The sequence below is a fragment of the Pseudomonas sp. FW305-7 genome, assembly GCF_058786735.1.
The window spans coordinates 25,318-44,772 of record NZ_JBYSZA010000041.1; the positions used below are offsets into that span (position 1 = coordinate 25,318).

At 58.5% G+C, this 19,455-nt stretch carries 16 protein-coding genes; 3 read left to right on the forward strand and 13 right to left on the reverse strand.

Annotated elements, in window-relative coordinates:
* From nuoC to AC3WMT_RS28930, 12 genes are all read right to left on the reverse strand, one after another.
* Complete coding sequence (gene nuoC, locus AC3WMT_RS28875; protein ID WP_103306793.1) at positions 1 to 1,785, reverse strand: NADH-quinone oxidoreductase subunit C/D; 1,785 nt, start codon at positions 1,783 to 1,785, stop codon at positions 1 to 3.
* 73 nt (positions 1,786 to 1,858) lie between these two features.
* Positions 1,859 to 2,533, reverse strand: coding sequence for a NuoB/complex I 20 kDa subunit family protein (locus AC3WMT_RS28880; RefSeq protein WP_103306792.1), 675 nt, complete (start codon positions 2,531 to 2,533; stop codon positions 1,859 to 1,861).
* A gap of 10 nt (positions 2,534 to 2,543) precedes the next feature.
* The gene (locus tag AC3WMT_RS28885; protein WP_003223812.1) at positions 2,544 to 2,957 is read right to left on the reverse strand and encodes an NADH-quinone oxidoreductase subunit A; all 414 of its coding nucleotides are present in this window, start codon (positions 2,955 to 2,957) and stop codon (positions 2,544 to 2,546) included.
* Positions 2,958 to 3,601: 644 nt separating this feature from the next.
* A complete protein-coding gene (gene aceA / locus AC3WMT_RS28890; RefSeq protein ID WP_093434273.1) occupies positions 3,602 to 4,927 on the reverse strand; it encodes an isocitrate lyase in 1,326 nt (441 codons plus the stop codon).
* 477 nt (positions 4,928 to 5,404) lie between these two features.
* On the reverse strand, positions 5,405 to 6,169 hold the full coding sequence (locus AC3WMT_RS28895; RefSeq protein ID WP_103306791.1) for a secretin N-terminal domain-containing protein: 765 nt from the start codon (positions 6,167 to 6,169) through the stop codon (positions 5,405 to 5,407).
* A 254-nt stretch (positions 6,170 to 6,423) separates the two neighbouring features.
* The gene (locus AC3WMT_RS28900) at positions 6,424 to 6,849 is read right to left on the reverse strand and encodes a GNAT family N-acetyltransferase (RefSeq protein WP_034155132.1); all 426 of its coding nucleotides are present in this window, start codon (positions 6,847 to 6,849) and stop codon (positions 6,424 to 6,426) included.
* Entirely contained in the window at positions 6,842 to 8,011 is a 1,170-nt protein-coding gene (locus AC3WMT_RS28905; protein WP_103306790.1) for a ribosomal protein uL16 3-hydroxylase, read from the reverse strand. The genes AC3WMT_RS28900 and AC3WMT_RS28905 overlap by 8 nt, the downstream gene beginning before the upstream one ends.
* An 86-nt stretch (positions 8,012 to 8,097) precedes the next feature.
* Complete coding sequence (gene purB / locus AC3WMT_RS28910) at positions 8,098 to 9,468, reverse strand: adenylosuccinate lyase (protein ID WP_003223822.1); 1,371 nt, start codon at positions 9,466 to 9,468, stop codon at positions 8,098 to 8,100.
* A 126-nt stretch (positions 9,469 to 9,594) separates the two neighbouring features.
* Positions 9,595 to 10,218: a high frequency lysogenization protein HflD gene (gene hflD, locus AC3WMT_RS28915; protein WP_103306789.1), complete on the reverse strand. Its 624-nt coding sequence runs from the start codon at positions 10,216 to 10,218 to the stop codon at positions 9,595 to 9,597.
* Positions 10,215 to 11,339 (reverse strand): tRNA 2-thiouridine(34) synthase MnmA, encoded by a 1,125-nt coding sequence (gene mnmA, locus AC3WMT_RS28920; RefSeq protein ID WP_103306788.1) that lies wholly within the window; start codon positions 11,337 to 11,339, stop codon positions 10,215 to 10,217. Before mnmA ends, hflD begins: the two co-directional genes overlap by 4 nt.
* 59 nt (positions 11,340 to 11,398) lie before the next feature.
* A complete protein-coding gene (locus tag AC3WMT_RS28925; RefSeq protein ID WP_103306787.1) occupies positions 11,399 to 11,845 on the reverse strand; it encodes an NUDIX hydrolase in 447 nt (148 codons plus the stop codon).
* A gap of 205 nt (positions 11,846 to 12,050) precedes the next feature.
* Positions 12,051 to 14,276, reverse strand: a complete 2,226-nt coding sequence (locus AC3WMT_RS28930) for an NADP-dependent isocitrate dehydrogenase (RefSeq protein WP_103306786.1) — start codon at positions 14,274 to 14,276, stop codon at positions 12,051 to 12,053.
* 481 nt (positions 14,277 to 14,757) lie between these two features.
* Between AC3WMT_RS28930 and icd the strand changes: the two genes are divergently transcribed.
* The gene (icd, locus tag AC3WMT_RS28935) at positions 14,758 to 16,014 is read left to right on the forward strand and encodes an NADP-dependent isocitrate dehydrogenase (protein ID WP_095192705.1); all 1,257 of its coding nucleotides are present in this window, start codon (positions 14,758 to 14,760) and stop codon (positions 16,012 to 16,014) included.
* Between the two features lie 78 nt (positions 16,015 to 16,092).
* Here the strand turns inward: icd and AC3WMT_RS28940 are convergent, their stop codons facing one another.
* Complete coding sequence (locus AC3WMT_RS28940) at positions 16,093 to 16,380, reverse strand: cold shock domain-containing protein (RefSeq protein WP_103306785.1); 288 nt, start codon at positions 16,378 to 16,380, stop codon at positions 16,093 to 16,095.
* A gap of 224 nt (positions 16,381 to 16,604) precedes the next feature.
* Between AC3WMT_RS28940 and clpS the strand changes: the two genes are divergently transcribed.
* Both clpS and clpA read left to right on the forward strand, forming a co-directional pair.
* Positions 16,605 to 16,988 (forward strand): ATP-dependent Clp protease adapter ClpS, encoded by a 384-nt coding sequence (clpS, locus tag AC3WMT_RS28945; protein WP_011334948.1) that lies wholly within the window; start codon positions 16,605 to 16,607, stop codon positions 16,986 to 16,988.
* 30 nt (positions 16,989 to 17,018) lie between these two features.
* Complete coding sequence (gene clpA, locus AC3WMT_RS28950) at positions 17,019 to 19,289, forward strand: ATP-dependent Clp protease ATP-binding subunit ClpA (RefSeq protein WP_103306784.1); 2,271 nt, start codon at positions 17,019 to 17,021, stop codon at positions 19,287 to 19,289.
* Positions 19,290 to 19,455: the final 166 nt, after the last annotated feature.

Here is a 19,455-nt window from a genome sequence, read left to right on the forward strand (position 1 = left end):
TTAGCGGTCCACGTCGGCCATAACGAAGTCGATACTACCCAGGTACGCAATCAAGTCCGCGACCATGCTGCCTTTGATCACCGAAGGGATCTGTTGCAGATGCGGGAAGCTCGGAGTACGGATCCGGGTACGGTAGCTCATGGTGCCGCCGTCGCTCGTCAGGTAATAACTGTTGATGCCCTTGGTCGCTTCGATCATCTGGAAGGATTCGTTGGCCGGCATGACCGGGCCCCACGAAACTTGCAGGAAGTGCGTGATCAAGGTTTCGATGTGCTGCAGCGTGCGCTCTTTCGGCGGCGGCGTGGTCAGCGGGTGATCCGCCTTGTACGGGCCTTCCGGCATGTTGCGCATGCACTGGTCGATGATCTTGATGCTCTGACGCATCTCTTCGACGCGGACCATGCAGCGGTCGTAGGCATCGCCATTGGCGGCCAGCGGCACTTCGAACTCGAAGTTCTCGTAGCCGGAGTACGGACGCGCTTTACGCAGGTCGAAGTCGCAACCGGTCGAACGCAGGCCAGCACCGGTGACACCCCATTCCAGGGCTTCTTTGGTGTTGTACTGGGCGACGCCGATGGTACGACCCTTGAGGATGCTGTTCTGCAGGGCAGCCTTGGTGTATTCGTCGAGGCGTTTTGGCAGCCATTCAACGAAGTCTTTCACCAGTTTGTCCCAGCCGCGCGGCAGGTCGTGGGCGACGCCACCGATGCGGTACCAGGCCGGGTGCAGACGGAAACCGGTAATGGCTTCAATCACCGTGTACGCCTTCTGGCGGTCGGTGAAGGTGAAGAACACCGGGGTCATGGCGCCGACGTCCTGGATGTAGGTCCCCAGGAACAGCAGGTGGCTGGTGATCCGGAAGAACTCGGCCATCATGATGCGGATGACGTCGACCTTCTCTGGCACCTTGATGCCGGCCAGCTTCTCGACCGAGAGCACGTACGGCAGGTTGTTCATCACGCCGCCGAGGTAGTCGATACGGTCGGTGTACGGGATGAAACTGTGCCAGGACTGACGCTCAGCCATCTTCTCGGCACCACGGTGGTGGTAACCGATGTCCGGCACGCAGTCGACGATCTCTTCGCCGTCCAGTTGCAGGATGATGCGGAACGCACCGTGAGCCGAAGGGTGGTTCGGGCCCAGGTTGAGGAACATGTAGTCCTCGTTGGCCCCGGAGCGCTTCATGCCCCAGTCTTCAGGACGGAAGCGCGCGGCTTCTTCCTCAAGCTGTTGCTTGGCGAGGTTGAGGCTGTACGGATCGAATTCGGTTGCGCGCGCCGGGAAGTCCTTGCGCAGCGGGTGACCTTCCCAGGTCGGCGGCATCATGATGCGCGACAGGTGCGGGTGGCCTTTGAAGTCGATGCCGAACATGTCCCAGACTTCACGCTCGTACCAGTTGGCGTTCGGCCAGATACCGGTCACGGTCGGCAAGCTCAGGTCGCTCTCGGACAAGGCGACCTTGATCATCACGTCACTATTACGCTCAAGCGACATGAGGTGATAGAACACGGTGAACTCGGCGTCCGATGGCAGCCCTTGACGCTTGGTGCGCAGACGCTCGTCCACGCCGTGCAGGTCATAGAGCATGACGTACGGCTTGGGCAGGTTGCGCAGGAAAGTCAGGACTTCAACGAGCCTGGCGCGAGCGACCCACAATACCGGCATACCGGTGCGGGTCGACTGAGCGGTGAACGCTTCGGCGCCAAAACGGTTGTTCAATTCAACGACCACATCCTGGTCGTCTGCCTTATAAGGCGGGATGTACAGAGCGCTGCCTGTAGTCATGGTTATTTTTTCGCTTTCGGTCAACGTAAAGAATGAAGCCAGCTTCTCGTTTCTTTGTAAGAACAGATCTGGATCAGACTTCGTCAGGGCTGCGCAGGTTTGTGACTGCGATTCGCTGTTCGCGGCGCTGTTCTTTCTGCGAAGGCATGTCGGCGCGATAAACGCCTTGATCACCAACGACCCAGGACAGTGGGCGACGCTCCTGGCCAATTGATTCCTGCAACAGCATCAAGCCTTGCAGAAATGCTTCTGGACGGGGCGGGCAGCCAGGTACGTAGACGTCCACGGGCAAGAACTTGTCCACCCCTTGAACCACAGAGTAGATGTCGTACATGCCACCGGAGTTGGCGCACGAACCCATGGAGATAACCCATTTCGGTTCGAGCATTTGCTCGTAGAGACGCTGAATGATCGGCGCCATCTTGATGAAGCAGGTACCGGCGATAACCATGAAGTCGGCCTGACGCGGTGATGCCCGGATAACTTCGGCGCCGAAGCGCGCGATGTCGTGGGGCGCCGTGAAGGCGGTGGTCATTTCCACGTAGCAGCACGACAAGCCGAAGTTGTACGGCCACAGGGAGTTTTTACGTCCCCAGTTGACCGCACCGTTCAGCACGTCTTCCAGCTTGCCCATGAAAATGTTTTTGTGAACTTGATCTTCTAACGGATCGGAAACGGTTTCCCGTTCGCCAATCGGATACTGCTCGTTAGGAGCATCGGGGTCGATTCTGGTGAGATTGTATTGCATTGCCAAAGCCTCATTGTTTCAGCTTCGCCTGCCGCTTGCGACGAGCTTCCGGAGCCCAGTCAAGGGCGCCCACTCGGAACAGGTAGACAAGACCTGCCAACAGAATTGCTATGAAAACGAGAGCTTCGACGAATCCGGTCCAGCCGCTTTCGCGGACGGACACAGACCATGCAAAGAGAAAGAGGGCTTCGATATCGAAGATCACGAACAGCATCGCGACCAGATAGAATTTGGCTGAGAGCCGCAAGCGGGCGCCACCGGTAGGTAGCATGCCGGACTCGAACGGTTCGTTTTTGCTGCGGCCCCAGGCTTTTGACCCGAGGAGGCTGGAGACGCCGAGCATGAAGGCACACAGGCCGACTACACCCAGAAGGAAAATGGCAAAGCCCCAGTTGTGGGCCATGAGTCCTGTCGCTTCGGGCATGCTGGTAATCCTTAACAGAGAGCAAAGGTCTCTGAGCTTGATAAAGAAAAAGGCAGTGACGATATGTCGCAGCAATCAATCGCGCTGATTTTATGGCTAAACACCCTGCAAGTAAAATTCCTATAGCGAAATTATTTATTGGAATAAGGACATAGCGCACCTCCGATGCCCCACAGCCCAAGCATAGCGGGCATTAGCCGGGTTTCTGCGAATTATGTTTTGTGCGAGATGTAACGAACATAGTTGCGGCTAAATGATAATTAATATCGTTTGAGGTGGTTTTGTAACTGTTTAGCGGTGCAGTAATCAGGAAGTTGTCTTATATGCCTGTTACTGCAAGTAGCGGTGGCGCCCGTTTTAACCGATTTTTCTGATGTCGATACCGCTCTGGGTCAATGTTTTTTCAGAAAGGTCTGACACTGTACCTGTGGGAGCGGGCTTGCCCGCGATAGCGGTGTATCAGTTTGCTCATGTGTTGAAGCTGAGCCGCCATCGCGGGCAAGCCCGCTCCCACAGGGTTCTTCAGGTGTCTGAGAAAACGTGGGCAAAAAAAACGCCCCGAACCAGTCGGGGCGTCAGTTTTGCGGCTCTGCGGTTAGCTTTCTATACGATCCGCAGAGGCCGTTTGCTCAGGCGAAGCAGAATCAGTGGAACTGTTCTTCTTCAGTCGATCCGGTCAGTGCGGTTACCGAAGACGAGCCACCCTGAATCACGGTGGTCATGTCGTCGAAGTAGCCGGTGCCCACTTCCTGCTGGTGAGCCACGAAGGTGTAACCCTTGGCAGCGTCAGCAAATTCCTGCTCTTGCAGCTTCACGTAGGCAGTCATGTCGTTGCGGGCGTAGTCGTGCGCCAGGTTGAACATGCTGTGCCACATGTTGTGAATGCCGGCCAGGGTGATGAACTGGTGCTTGTAGCCCATGGCGGACAGTTCGCGCTGGAACTTGGCGATGGTCGCGTCGTCCAGGTTTTTCTTCCAGTTGAAGGAAGGCGAGCAGTTGTACGACAGCAGTTGGTCCGGGTATTCCTTTTTGATCGCTTCAGCGAAGCGACGAGCCTCGTCCAGATCCGGCTTGGCGGTTTCGCACCAGATCAGGTCGGCGTACGGCGCGTAAGCCAGGCCACGGGCAATGGCTTGATCCAGACCGGCACGCACCTTGTAGAAGCCTTCCTGAGTACGCTCGCCAGTCACGAACGGCTGGTCGTACGGGTCGCAGTCGGAAGTCAGCAGGTCGGCAGCGTTAGCGTCGGTACGGGCCAGGATGATGGTCGGCGTACCGGCAACGTCTGCAGCCAAGCGAGCAGCGGTCAGCTTCTGTACGGCTTCCTGAGTAGGCACCAGTACTTTACCGCCCATGTGGCCGCATTTTTTCACGGAAGCCAGTTGGTCTTCGAAGTGGACGCCGGCGGCGCCTGCTTCGATCATGCTCTTCATCAGCTCGTAGGCATTCAGCACGCCGCCGAAACCGGCTTCAGCGTCAGCCACGATTGGCGCGAAGTAGTCGATGTAGCCGTCGTCGCCAGGGTTCTTGCCGGCTTTCCACTGGATCTGGTCAGCACGACGGAACGAGTTGTTGATGCGCTTGACCACGGTTGGCACCGAGTCCACCGGGTACAGCGACTGGTCTGGATACATCGATTCTGCGGAGTTGTTGTCCGCAGCAACCTGCCAGCCCGACAGGTAGATTGCCTGGATACCGGCCTTGACCTGTTGAACAGCCTGGCCGCCGGTCAGGGCGCCCATGCAGTTGACGAAATCTTTCTCTGGGCGGAAGGACGGCTTGGCACCCTGGGTGACCAGGTTCCACAGCTTCTCGGCGCCCATTTTCGCAAAGGTGTGCTCAGGTTGAACCGAGCCACGCAGACGGACGACGTCAGCAGCGGAATAAGTGCGAGTCACGCCTTTCCAGCGCGGGTTTTCAGCCCAGTCTTTTTCAAGGGCTGCAATTTGCTGTTCGCGTGTCAGTGCCATGGAGATAAACCTCGTCGCGTCTTTATGAAAAGTTGTTCTGCGGTGGAAAATTCCTTGCGCTCGCTGACCAGAAGCTTAGGTGGTCAGGTCGGGTTCGGCGGGGCAGGCGACGGGATGAACGATGGGCTCGAGGGGAAGTGAGCAGGTAGTGGCGAAACTGGCGGGCGCATTCGGGCGTCGTGGGCCTTTATACGAACTACAGTGTGATGCCGGGTTACCTAATTACGCTTCCGTCCCTCGGGACAACTTCGTTCCAGTCGGCAACCTCGTCAAACACACCTTGTGGGCGGTACAGACACGAAACGGTTCGCGGGGGTAGGTGCGAACATCGCTTCGAAGGCCCTTGCCAGGGCCTCTGATTAGCGGGAGCGAGGCCATCATGCCTTCGCTTTTTTGCCTCGTCAAACGTTTTGTAGTGCTTTTTTTCAAGCACTACATCTTTCGTCTAATACGACTAATCAGTCAGTTTTCGGTGCTTTAGTCCAAGGCGTCGACTTTGACCTTCAGGGTCATGTCATCCCGGCCTTGAGTCGAGTAGCTGCGGGCCAGGCCCTGTTTGTCAGCCTGAGTCTGGCGATTCACCCCCGCCAGCGCGATCCATTCACCCAGGCGTCCACTGACCGTTGTGTCGGTGCTTTGCACGTTCACTACATCGGGACGTTCCTGGCTCATGCGGTCACGGTTGGTACTGATCGCCAGATGAACGATGTCGCCGGTGACGCTGGCGGTGACATAGAAACCCTGAGTGACGTTGCGATATTGGGTCTGGCTGCTGTAGTCGCCGTAGGAATTGCCCTGGCTGCTGGTGATCGGCACGCTCTGGCCAACCTGAATCAGTGCGGGCATGCCGTCGGTGGCCTGCACCTGCTGCACGCCGCCGTCGCGGCTGGCGGTGCTGCGACTGATGATGCGCGTTTGCGCGCCGTTGACTGAATAACCTTCGTCGCCACGACCATTGTTTTCATTGGTGTCGACTGTTATCAGCAGGCGCTTCGGCGCGGTGTCGAGCTGGGTGATCAGTGCCTTGAGTTCCTGGATCTTGTCCGGCTCGGCCTTGATGATCAGTTGATTGCCATAGGCACTGACCTGGCCGTCCTTGCCGAGAAAGTCTTGCGCCATCGGCAGCATGTCGGTGCTGGTGCGGTAATTGAGTGGCACGATTTCTGTGGCTGCCATCACCGAGAAACTGCAACCAAGCAGCAGGGTGGTGAGCAGGGTGGTGAGCAGGGTGCGTAGGGACATGTCCGTTATCTCCGCTTTCGAAAGGCTTGATATTGCCAGTTTGTCGGCCCGGGGTGGGGCAAGTTGAATCGTAGACAGCAAAACGCCCCGGCATCCGAAAATGGCGGGGCGTTTTGAGAGCTGCTCTTGTGGTGATCGTTCCCACGCTCCGCGTGGGAATGCAGCCAGTGACGCTCTGCGTCACATGTCGCAAGGGACGCGGAGCGTCCCGAGAGGCATTCCCACGCAGAGCATGGGAACGATCAGCGCAGCGTTCAGGCCGAATGGCGAACCATGTCGACATGCGGAATCCCAGCTTCCAGGAATTCCTCGCTGACCAGACTGAAACCCAAACGCTCGTAGAACGCCGTGGCCTGAACCTGCGCGCTGAGCATCTGCTGTTTCAGGCCGCGCTCTTCGGCTTCAGCAATCACCGCTTGCATCAGCGCATCGCCGACCTTCATCCCGCGCCAGTCCTTCAGCACCGAAACCCGGCCGATGTGCCCATCGGGCAACAGGCGCGCAGTGCCGATCGGAAAGTCGCCTTCGAACGCCAGAAAATGCACTGCAGTCGCGTCATCCGCGTCCCATTCCAGCTCAGGGGGTACCGATTGTTCGGCGATGAACACCGTTTCACGAATGCGCCGGATCTCGGCGATGTCCTTTTGCCAGTCTGCGACACGTACGCGAATCTTATTCATCGGCGAACCCCAGGCTGCCCTGCTTGACCAGTTCGCACAGCAGACCGCGACCGTCTTCATCGTTCAGCCACTCACCGAGGTTGTCGGTGTGCAGGGCGTCGGCGGCGCAGATCAGCTTCAGCAGCTCGCGCAGTTTGCCCGGCAGATAACGGCTCTGGCCGCTGGCGAACAGTAGCAGATCGTCATCGACTTCCGACCAGGCCAGGCGCGCGCTCGGGTTGCGGATTAGTATCGCGCCATCTTGCAGGGCGCTGAGGAAGTCTTCTTCTTCGACTTCTTCCGGGCCAACCACCAGTTCCGGGTAGCGCGGCTCGGTCATGTACTGGCCGAACCAGGTCAGCAGCAGGCGCTCGTCGCTCATGTGTTCGGCGAGCAGGCTCTTCAGGCGATCCAGTGCGTCATGTTGAATCTGGTGTGGATCGGCCGCTGGCTGCGCGTCGGCATCGGTGTAACGTTCTTCGTCGGTCAGGAACTGGCTGAGGAAGTCGGTGAAGTGGGTCAGTACTTCGGAGGCGCTCGGTGCGCGGAAGCCAACCGAATAGGTCATGCAGTTGTCGACCGCGACACCGCAGTGGGCCAGGCGTGGCGGCAGGTAGAGCATGTCGCCCGGTTCCAGCACCCACTCTTCGGTCTCATGGAATTCGGCGAGGATGCGCAGGTCCGCGTGTTGCAGCAGCGGGCTCTCGGAGTCGCACATCTGGCCGATTTTCCAGTTGCGCTTGCCGTGACCTTGCAGCAGGAACACGTCGTAGTTGTCGAAGTGCGGGCCGACGCTGCCACCGGGGGCGGCGAAGCTGATCATCACATCGTCGACGCGCCAGCTCGGCAGGAAGCGGAAGTTTTCCAGCAATTCACTGACTTCCGGTACGAACTGGTCAACGGCTTGCACCAGCAGGGTCCACTCTGTTTCCGGCAGCTTGCTGAACTCGTCTTCAGCGAACGGGCCGCGACGCAGTTCCCATGGGCGCTCGCCGTGCTCGATCACCAGGCGCGATTCGACTTCTTCTTCCAGGGCCAGACCGGCCAGTTCGTCGGCGTCGATCGGGCTTTCGAAGTCAGGAATCGCCTGACGGATCAGCAGTGGCTTTTTCTGCCAGTAGTCGCGCAGGAATTCGCGCGCCGTGAGGCCGCCCAGAAGTTGAAGAGGAATATCGGAATTCATATGTAACCTATTGAAAAAAAGCACTTTTCAGACGGGAATAAAAACGCCCGGCGCGGCCGGGCGTCTCAAACGGGTCAAGCGGTCGATCAGATGCGTTTGGCTTGCGCTACAGCGTTGCCGATGTAGTTGGCCGGGGTCAGCTGTTTCAGCTCGGCTTTCGCTTCGGCTGGCATGTCCAGGCCGTCGATGAAAGTCTGCAACGCTTCAGGGCTGATGCCCTTGCCGCGGGTCAGTTCTTTCAGCTTCTCGTACGGGTTTTCGATGTTGTAACGACGCATTACGGTCTGGATCGGCTCAGCCAGGACTTCCCAGCAAGCGTCGAGGTCAGCGGCAATCTTCTGCTCGTTGAGCTCCAGTTTGCTGATGCCTTTGAGGCTGGCTTCGTAAGCGATCACGCTGTGGGCGAAGCCGACACCGAGGTTGCGCAGTACGGTGGAGTCGGTCAGGTCGCGCTGCCAGCGGGAGATTGGCAGTTTGCTAGCCAGATGCTGGAACAGTGCGTTGGCGATGCCCAGGTTGCCTTCAGAGTTTTCGAAGTCGATCGGGTTGACCTTGTGCGGCATGGTCGACGAACCGATTTCGCCAGCGATGGTGCGCTGCTTGAAATAACCCAGGGAGATATAGCCCCAGATGTCGCGGTCGAAGTCGATCAGGATGGTGTTGAAGCGCGCAATGGCGTCGAACAGCTCGGCAATGTAGTCGTGCGGTTCGATCTGCGTGGTGTACGGGTTGAAGCCCAGACCCAGTTCGTCTTCGATGAAAGCGCGAGCGTTGGCTTCCCAGTCGATCTGCGGGTAGGCCGACAGGTGCGCGTTGTAGTTGCCGACAGCACCGTTGATCTTGCCCAGCAGCGGCACGGCAGCGACTTGAGCGATCTGGCGCTCGAGACGGTAAACCACGTTCGCCAGCTCTTTACCCAGAGTGGTCGGAGAGGCTGGTTGGCCGTGGGTACGCGACAGCATTGGCACGTCGGCAAAACGGATGGCCAGTTCGCGGATGGCGTTGGCAGTCTGGCGCATCAGCGGCAGCATCACGTCGTCACGGCCTTCGCGCAGCATCAGGGCGTGGGACAGGTTGTTGATGTCTTCGCTGGTGCAGGCAAAGTGGATGAACTCGCTGACCTTGGCCAGCTCCGGCAGCTTGGCCGCCTGCTCTTTGAGCAGGTATTCGATCGCCTTGACGTCGTGGTTGGTGGTGCGCTCGATTTCTTTGACGCGCTCGGCGTGCTCCAGCGAGAAGTTTTCAGCCAGTTCATTGAGAACGGCGTTGGCCTCGGCGGAGAAGGCTGGCACTTCCGGGATACCGGCGTGGGCGGCGAGGCGCTGGAGCCAGCGCACTTCAACCAGAACGCGGGCACGGATCAGGCCGTACTCGCTGAAAATCGGGCGCAGGGCCTGGGTTTTGCCGGCGTAGCGGCCGTCAACAGGGGAAACCGCAGTGAGCGAAGAAAGCTGCATGGGGTGTTCTCGGACAGTCGGGCAACGAAATGGGGCGCGTATCATACATGAAAAAATCCGCCGGTCCGTTGCCAACTGACCGGCGTATTACGCGTTACAGGCTACAAAACTTTTATTGCGTGGCGTTTACTCGCTGCGCAGCAACGGATACAGCTCTTTGAGCAATTTGCGACGGCTGATCACCAATTGCCAGCGGTGCCCGCCGAGCTGTCGCCACAGGCGCGCTGAACGGATACCGGCGAGCAGCAGGGCGCGGATCTTCGAGGCGTTGCTCGGCTGCTGCAGGTTGCGCATGTCGCCATGCACCTGAATGCGTTGGCGCAGGGTGCTCAGGGTGTCCTGATACAGCGCACCGCAAGCGGCGACGACGTTTTCGTGGGCCGGGCCGAAGTGTTCGACCTGCGACTGAATCTGCGGCAGGCGCTTGCCGATGGTGTCGAGCATGTCGTCACGCTTGGCCAGTTGACGTTCCAGACCGAGCATCGACAGGGCATAACGCAACGGCTCGCGCTGCAAAGTGCTCGGATCGCGCTCAAGTGCGCCGATCAGCGCTCGATAGCCCTCGCGCAGATTGAGGTCGTCGCCGCCGTACACGTCCAGCGTATCTTTCGGGTCGCGCACCAGCAGGCTACCGAGCATGCAGCTCAGGCCGGCCTCGCTGGTCTGGCCGGTCTTGGCGATCCGGTCGACCAAAACAGCGGCGAGAAACACACCGCCGAGCGCCGTCAGTTGCTCCTGAGTCGGGCTCATGCCTGACCGCTCCATGGCTCGGCGATTTCGATCACGCCGCCACCGAGGCAGATTTCACCGTCATAGAACACCACGGACTGGCCCGGCGTCACTGCGCGTTGCGGTTCGTCGAACACGGCGCGGTAGCCGCTGGCGGTTTTTTCCAGGGTGCAGGCCTGATCGCTCTGGCGATAACGCACTTTCGCGGTCAGGCGCAGCGGCTGGCTCAGGTCGATCGGGTTGACCCAATAGATTTCCGAGGCGAGCAGGGCGCTGGAGAACAGCCACGGATGGTTGTTGCCCTGGCCGACGATCAGCTCGTTGGTGTCGAGATCCTTGCGCAGCACGTACCACGGCTCGTCGCCGGCATCTTTCAGACCACCGATGCCGAGGCCCTGGCGCTGGCCGATGGTGTGGTACATCAAGCCGTGGTGGCGGCCGATGACTTCGCCTTCGGTGGTCTTGATCTCGCCCGGTTGCGCCGGCAGATATTGCTTGAGGAAATCGCTGAAACGACGCTCGCCGATGAAGCAGATCCCGGTGGAATCCTTCTTCTTGGCGGTCGCCAGCTCGTATTTCTCGGCAATCGCGCGCACTTGCGGCTTTTCCAGTTCGCCGACCGGGAACAGCGTCTTGGCGATCTGTTCGCCGCCGACGGCGTGGAGGAAGTAGCTCTGATCCTTGTTCGGATCGAGGCCCTTGAGCAGTTCGGTGCGGCCATCGATATCGCGACGACGCACGTAGTGGCCGGTGGCGATCAGGTCGGCGCCGAGCATCATGGCGTAGTCGAGGAACGCCTTGAACTTGATCTCGCGGTTGCACAGGATGTCCGGGTTCGGTGTACGTCCGGCCTTGTATTCGGCGAGGAAGTGCTCGAACACGTTGTCCCAGTACTCGGCGGCGAAGTTGGCGGTGTGCAGCTTGATACCGATCTTGTCGCACACAGCCTGGGCGTCCGCCAGGTCGTCCATGGCGGTGCAGTATTCCGTTCCGTCGTCTTCTTCCCAGTTCTTCATGAACAGGCCTTCCACTTCAAAGCCCTGCTCGATCAGCAGGAGAGCGGAAACGGAAGAGTCCACGCCGCCGGACATGCCGACAATGACGCGCTTCTTGGATGTGTCAGAAGGGGCTGGATCACGCATAGGGATTCAATGAGTGTCTTGAAAAAGGACGCGATTCTAGCAGGCTCACGTCCTCAAGGCTAAAGAGAAGGGCGGATCAGTTCGAGGCTGAAGTGATGGCCGGCCAGATAATCGTCGATGCAGCGGATGATCAGCTCGCTGCGCCAGTTGTCGCGCTGGGCGATTAATTCATTGCGGGTCAGCCACTTGGCGCCGACGATGCCGTCGTCGAGTTGATAATCCGGGTGGTGTTTGACGGCTTTGGCACTGAAGCACACGCGCTGATAAGTCACGCCGTTGCTCGGCGCGGTGTACAGGTAAATGCCGACCACGCCGGTGGGCTCGACGTCCCAGCCTGTTTCTTCGAGGGTTTCGCGGATGGCAGCCTCAATCAGGGTTTCATCCGGGTCGAGATGGCCGGCGGGCTGGTTCAGCACGTTACGTCCGGCTTTGTGTTCTTCGACCATCAGGAAACGGCCGTTGTCCTCGACGATAGTGGCGACGGTGATGTGGGGGAGCCATTCCATACGGTGTCCTCGTTTTTGAATTTTGGAACCCGATCCTTGTGGGAGCTGGCTTGCCAGCGATGGCGGCCTATCATTCAGCATTGAAGGTGACTGATCCACCGCTATCGCTGGCAAGCCAGCTCCCACAGGGTTTTGTGGTGATCATAAAACCCGGAAACACAAACCCCGGCGCTGGGCCGGGGTTTGTGATGTTCCCTTTACAACCTTAAACCAGCGCAGCAATCGCCGCGTTGAAGGTTGCGCTTGGGCGCATGGCCTTGCTGATCAGCTCGGCGTCGGCGTGGTAGTAACCGCCGATGTCCACTGGCTTGCCCTGAACGGCGTTGAGCTCGGCAACGATGGTTGCTTCGTTCTCGGTCAGGGTTTTGGCCAGGGTCGCGAACTGCGCTTGCAGTGCAGCGTCTTCGGTCTGGGCGGCCAGGGCCTGAGCCCAGTACAGCGCCAGGTAGAAGTGGCTGCCGCGGTTGTCGATGTTGCCGACTTTGCGCGATGGCGACTTGTTGTTGTCGAGGAACTGGCCGGTGGCCTGATCCAGGGTCTTGGACAGAACCAGTGCTTTCGGGTTGTTGTAGTTCACACCCAAATGCTCAAGGGACGCCGCCAGTGCGAGGAACTCGCCCAGCGAATCCCAGCGCAGGAAGTTCTCTTCAACCAGTTGCTGCACGTGCTTCGGAGCCGAACCGCCGGCACCGGTTTCGAACAAGCCACCGCCGTTCATCAGCGGCACGATCGACAGCATCTTGGCGCTGGTGCCCAGTTCCATGATCGGGAACAGGTCGGTCAGGTAGTCGCGCAGTACGTTGCCGGTCACCGAGATGGTGTCCTTGCCTTCGCGGGTGCGCTGCAGGGTGTATTTCATGGCGTCGACCGGCGCCATGATCTGGATGTCCAGACCGGCAGTGTCGTGATCCTTCAGGTAAGCCTGAACTTTCTCGATCACTACGCCGTCGTGAGCGCGCATCGGGTCCAGCCAGAAAATAGCCGGGGTGCTGCTTGCGCGGGCACGGTTGACGGCCAGTTTGACCCAGTCCTGGATCGGCGCGTCTTTGGTCTGGCACATGCGGAAGATGTCGCCGGCTTCAACGGCCTGTTCCATCAGCAGGGTGCCTTTGCTGTCGGTCACGCGAACGACGCCGTCAGCCTTGATCTGGAAGGTCTTGTCGTGCGAGCCGTACTCTTCGGCTTTCTTCGCCATCAGACCAACGTTTGGCACGCTGCCCATGGTGGTCGGATCGAAAGCGCCGTTGGCTTTGCAATCTTCGATCACAGCCTGGTAGATGGTCGCGTAGCAACGATCCGGGATCACAGCCTTGGTGTCGTGCAACTGACCGTCGGTGCCCCACATCTTGCCGGAGTCACGGATCATCGCTGGCATCGAGGCGTCGACGATAACGTCGCTCGGCACGTGCAGGTTGGTGATGCCTTTGTCGGAGTTGACCATCGCCAGCGACGGACGAGCGGCGTAGACCGCGGCCATATCAGCTTCGATCTGTGCTTGCTGCTCGGCCGGCAGGGCCTTGATGCGCGCGTACAGATCGCCGATGCCGTTGTTCAGGTTGAAGCCGATCTGGGCCAGCACGTCAGCGTGCTTGGTCAGTGCGTCTTTATAGAACTCGGCAACGATCTGGCCGAACATGATCGGGTCGGAGACCTTCATCATGGTCGCTTTCAGGTGCACCGACAGCAGCACGCCTTGCGCCTTGGCGCTGTCGATTTCAGCAGCGATGAACGCGCGCAGAGCGTTTTTGCTCATCACAGCGCAGTCGAGGATCTCGCCAGCCTGAACGGTGGTTTTTTCTTTCAGGACGGTCGCGGTGCCGTCTTTGGCGATCAGCTCGATCTTCACAGCGTCAGCGGCGTCGATCAGGGCAGCTTTTTCGCTACCGTAGAAATCGCCGGTGCTCATGTGAGCGACGTGGGACTTGGAGTCTTTGGCCCAGGCGCCCATTTTGTGCGGGTGCTTGCGAGCATAGTTTTTAACCGACAGCGGAGCGCGACGGTCGGAGTTGCCTTCACGCAGAACCGGGTTCACGGCGCTGCCCTTGACCTTGTCGTAACGCGCCTTGGCGTCTTTGTCGGCGTCGCTGGTCACGGTTTCCGGGTAGTCCGGCAGGTTGTAACCCTGAGCTTGCAGCTCTTTGATCGCGGCTTGCAGCTGTGGCACCGAAGCACTGATGTTCGGCAGCTTGATGATGTTGGCTTCAGGCGTAACGGCCAGGTCGCCCAGTTCGGCGAGGTGGTCGGCTACGGCTTTGTCACCCAGTTGCTCGGGGAAGCTGGCCAGAATGCGCGCTGCAAGAGAGATATCGCGGGTTTCCACGGCGATATCGGCCGAGGCGGTGTAAGCCTCGATGATCGGCAGCAGGGAATAGGTGGCGAGGGCTGGAGCTTCGTCGGTGAAGGTATAGATGATCTTCGAGCGGGTGGGCATATTCGGATTAACTCTCTCTTCTTTGCTAAAGCGTGCGCAGAAACTCGAGGGGCGCCGGGTAAGCGCGTTCGTTCAAAGTCATCCATGAACCGAATGTCGAGATTCTTCGCGGTGATGTTGGGTGCATCAGTAGAGCGTCAAGCAGTCGGACTGCGGTAACAACCCGACCAATCAGGCGGAAAGTCTCGTGCTAGAGAGGCCAGCCGTCGTGACCCTGTGGTCAGCGGGCGGCATTATACATAGGTAGCTGGCAATCTGCCGATGGTTCATATGCAACGAATCTCGTCCATTGGTCTAAAGGTCGCAGGGCAGGGTGGGGCGTAGAGTCGTCGCGAATGCTTGAGTTTGGCGCTTTTCCCTTTGCTTTCAGGCTTGTACGAAACCAGATGTGCTCGCGCCGTGAACAGAGGGTTTGCGTGTTGATTTAACTGGGTTACGCTCGAACCAAGCCAGATGTTCAATCCAAACAATGGAGTTCAGCATGGGTTACAAGAAGATTCAGGTTCCAGCCGTCGGCGACAAAATCACCGTCAATGCAGACCATTCTCTCAATGTTCCTGATAACCCGATCATCCCCTTCATTGAAGGTGACGGCATTGGCGTCGACGTCAGCCCTGTGATGATCAAAGTGGTTGATGCTGCCGTAGAGAAAGCCTACGGAGGCAAGCGCAAGATTTCCTGGATGGAAGTCTACGCTGGCGAAAAAGCGACTCAGGTCTATGACCAGGACACCTGGCTGCCCCAGGAAACACTGGACGCGGTCAAGGATTACGTGGTTTCCATCAAAGGCCCGCTGACCACGCCGGTCGGTGGCGGTATCCGCTCGCTGAACGTGGCCCTGCGTCAGCAACTCGATCTGTATGTATGCCTGCGCCCGGTGGTGTGGTTCGAAGGTGTGCCAAGCCCGGTGAAAAAGCCCGGCGACGTCGACATGGTGATCTTCCGCGAGAACTCCGAAGACATTTATGCCGGGATCGAATGGAAGGCCGGCTCCCCTGAAGCCACCAAGGTCATCAAGTTCCTCAAAGAAGAAATGGGCGTCACCAAGATCCGTTTCGACCAGGATTGCGGCATCGGCATCAAGCCGGTTTCCAAAGAAGGCACCAAGCGCCTGGTGCGCAAGGCCCTGCAATATGTCGTGGACAACGATCGCAAGTCGCTGACCATCGTGCACAAGGGCAACATCATGAAGTTCACCGAAGGTGCCTTCAAGGACTGGGGCTACGAGGTGGCGAAGGAAGAATTCGGTGCCGAGCTGCTCGATGGCGGCCCGTGGATGAAGTTCAAGAACCCGAAAACCGGGCGTGAAGTCATCGTCAAGGATGCCATCGCCGACGCCATGCTCCAGCAGATCCTGCTGCGCCCGGCCGAATACGATGTGATCGCCACCCTGAACCTCAACGGTGACTACCTCTCCGACGCGCTGGCGGCGGAAGTGGGCGGTATCGGTATCGCGCCGGGCGCCAACCTGTCCGACACCGTGGCCATGTTCGAGGCCACCCACGGCACTGCGCCGAAATATGCCGGCAAGGACCAGGTCAACCCGGGTTCGGTGATTCTGTCGGCCGAGATGATGCTGCGCCACCTGGGCTGGACCGAGGCGGCAGACCTGATCATCAAAGGCACCAACGGCGCGATCAAGGCCAAGACCGTGACCTACGACTTCGAACGTCTGATGGAAGGCGCCACGCTGGTGTCTTCTTCGGGCTTCGGTGAGGCGCTGATCAAACACATGTAAGCATCGCAGGCATGCGAAAACCGCCCGACTCGAATGATCGAGTCGGGCGGTTTTTTTCTGGCAGGCGATAAACTGGTTTTAGCTGGTGACCGATTGCGCCAGAGCGGCGGCCGAGGCTGCATCTGTTGCCGGCGCGGCCGGGACATTCTCAATTTTTATCGCATGCAGGCCTTTCGGGCCTTGCACGATGTCGAATTTCACCTGCTGTCCCGCTTTCAGGGTTTTATACCCGTCCATCTCAATGGCGGAGTAGTGCGCAAAGAAATCGATCTCTTTGCCATCCTCATCGCGACCCTCATGGGTATCGGTGTTGATGAAACCGAACCCCTTGGCATTGTTGAACCATTTCACCTTGCCGACAGCCATGCTCAAATCCCTCTGCAACAGACTCCATCGCTGGAGTATCATCCAAGTCATCCGCAATCTAATCCGTTAAAAGGATTGACTCCGCGGATCTTTTTTACCCACTGTGGGCTCTATTGGTTGTAACACCGTTTTCCCGATAGTCAAGGTGACCGGGCAGTCGGAGTTGAAAACGTGAACAACCGCCCCCACCACTGTATTTGCACAACTGACGAACCTTTCTTTCCATGCATGCAATCAGCCAGATTCGACTAACATTCAATCAGGATCGCCCGCTTCTCCAAAAGGATCTTCCACAGGAGCACGACGACGATTCGGCAGGCGTTGCTGTTCAGGAAGCAAAGCCTGCGTTACAGGCGCCGCCGATGTACAAGGTGGTTTTGTTCAACGATGACTACACACCGATGGATTTCGTCGTCGAAGTGCTCGAGGTGTTTTTTAACCTGAATCGCGAGCTGGCGACCAAGGTCATGCTGGCCGTCCACACAGAAGGGCGGGCAGTATGTGGAGTGTTTACCCGCGACATCGCCGAGACAAAGGCCATGCAGGTCAACCAGTACGCCAGGGAAAGCCAGCATCCGCTACTCTGTGAAATCGAGAAGGACGGTTAATCGCCGACCACTTGGGTATGAGGTGAAGCTATGTTAAACCGCGAGCTCGAAGTCACCCTCAATCTAGCCTTCAAGGAGGCTCGTTCGAAACGTCATGAATTCATGACCGTCGAACACCTGCTGCTGGCCCTATTGGACAATGAGGCTGCCGCCACCGTTTTGCGTGCCTGCGGCGCAAACCTCGACAAACTCAAGCATGACCTGCAGGAGTTCATCGACTCCACCACGCCATTGATCCCCGTTCATGACGAAGATCGCGAAACCCAGCCAACCCTGGGCTTCCAGCGTGTACTGCAACGTGCTGTTTTCCACGTACAGAGCTCGGGCAAACGCGAAGTGACTGGCGCCAATGTGCTGGTTGCAATCTTCAGTGAGCAAGAGAGTCAGGCAGTGTTCCTGCTGAAACAGCAGAGCGTTGCGCGCATCGATGTCGTCAATTACATCGCACACGGCATTTCCAAAGTGCCGGGGCATGGCGATCACTCTGAAGGTGAACAAGATATGCAGGACGACGAGGGCGGTGAGTCTTCTTCCTCAGGCAATCCTCTGGATGCTTATGCCAGCAACCTCAACGAACTCGCGCGCCAGGGTCGCATCGATCCGTTGGTCGGCCGCGAATCGGAAGTCGAGCGTGTCGCGCAGATTCTTGCGCGTCGGCGCAAAAACAATCCGCTGCTGGTCGGTGAGGCAGGTGTGGGTAAAACCGCGATTGCCGAAGGTCTGGCCAAGCGCATTGTCGACAACCAGGTGCCGGATCTGCTGGCCAACAGCGTCGTTTACTCGCTCGACCTTGGTGCTCTGCTCGCGGGCACCAAGTATCGCGGTGATTTCGAGAAGCGCTTCAAGGCGCTGCTCAATGAACTGAAAAAGCGTCCGCAGGCGATCCTGTTCATCGACGAGATCCACACCATTATTGGTGCCGGCGCTGCTTCCGGTGGCGTCATGGATGCCTCGAACCTGCTCAAGCCGCTGCTGTCGTCTGGCGACATTCGTTGCATCGGTTCGACTACGTTCCAGGAATTCCGTGGCATCTTCGAGAAGGATCGTGCCTTGGCACGGCGCTTCCAGAAAGTCGATGTCGTCGAGCCGTCGGTGGAAGACACCATCGGCATCCTGCGCGGCCTGAAAGGGCGTTTTGAAGCGCACCACAACATCGAATACAGCGATGAGTCGTTGCGCGCCGCTGCTGAACTGGCGTCGCGCTACATCAATGACCGGCATATGCCGGACAAGGCCATCGACGTGATCGACGAGGCGGGGGCCTACCAGCGTCTGCAGCCGGTCGAAAAGCGTGTGAAGCGCATTGAAGTGCCACAGGTCGAAGACATCGTGGCGAAGATCGCGCGAATTCCGCCGAAGCACGTCACCAGTTCCGACAAGGAACTGCTGCGTAATCTGGAGCGTGACCTGAAGCTGACGGTGTTTGGTCAGGACGCCGCGATCGATTCGCTGTCGACTGCGATCAAGCTGTCCCGTGCCGGCCTCAAGTCGCCGGATAAGCCAGTCGGTTCGTTCCTGTTCGCAGGTCCGACCGGTGTCGGTAAAACCGAGGCTGCGCGGCAATTGGCCAAGGCCTTGGGGATCGAGCTGGTTCGCTTCGACATGTCCGAGTACATGGAGCGCCACACCGTATCGCGTCTGATTGGTGCGCCTCCAGGCTATGTCGGTTTTGATCAGGGCGGTCTGTTGACCGAAGCGATCACCAAGCAACCGCATTGCGTATTGCTGCTCGATGAAATCGAGAAGGCGCATCCGGAAGTCTTCAACCTGCTGCTGCAGGTCATGGATCACGGCACGCTGACCGATAACAACGGGCGCAAGGCGGATTTCCGCAATGTGATCGTGATCATGACGACCAACGCCGGTGCCGAAACGGCGGCGCGTGCTTCGATCGGTTTCACTCATCAGGACCACTCGTCTGATGCGATGGAAGTGATCAAGAAGAGCTTCACGCCGGAGTTCCGTAACCGTTTGGACACCATTATCCAGTTTGGTCGCCTCAGTCATGAGGTCATCAAAAGTGTGGTGGACAAGTTCCTTACCGAGCTTCAGGCGCAGCTGGAAGACAAGCGTGTGTTGCTTGAGGTTACTGATGCGGCGCGCAGTTGGTTGGCGGCGGGTGGTTATGACTCGGCGATGGGTGCGCGTCCGATGGCGCGTCTGATTCAGGACAAGATCAAGCGTCCGTTGGCGGAGGAGATTCTGTTTGGCGAGCTGGCCGAGCATGGCGGTGTGGTTCACATCGACATCAAGGATGGTGAGTTGACCTTTGACTTTGAGACTACCGCTGAGATGGCCTGACGGCCTGTTGTAAGCGAAAGGCGCCTTCGGGCGCCTTTTTGTTTTCTGGAGTTTTTGGGTTTTGGGTGTATATCCGTTGCTGCGGTGATGGCTGCTTAGGGTTCCGCCCTTACGGCGGGTCACTTTTTCCAGACGCCGAAAAAGTAACCAAAAAGGCTTTACCCTG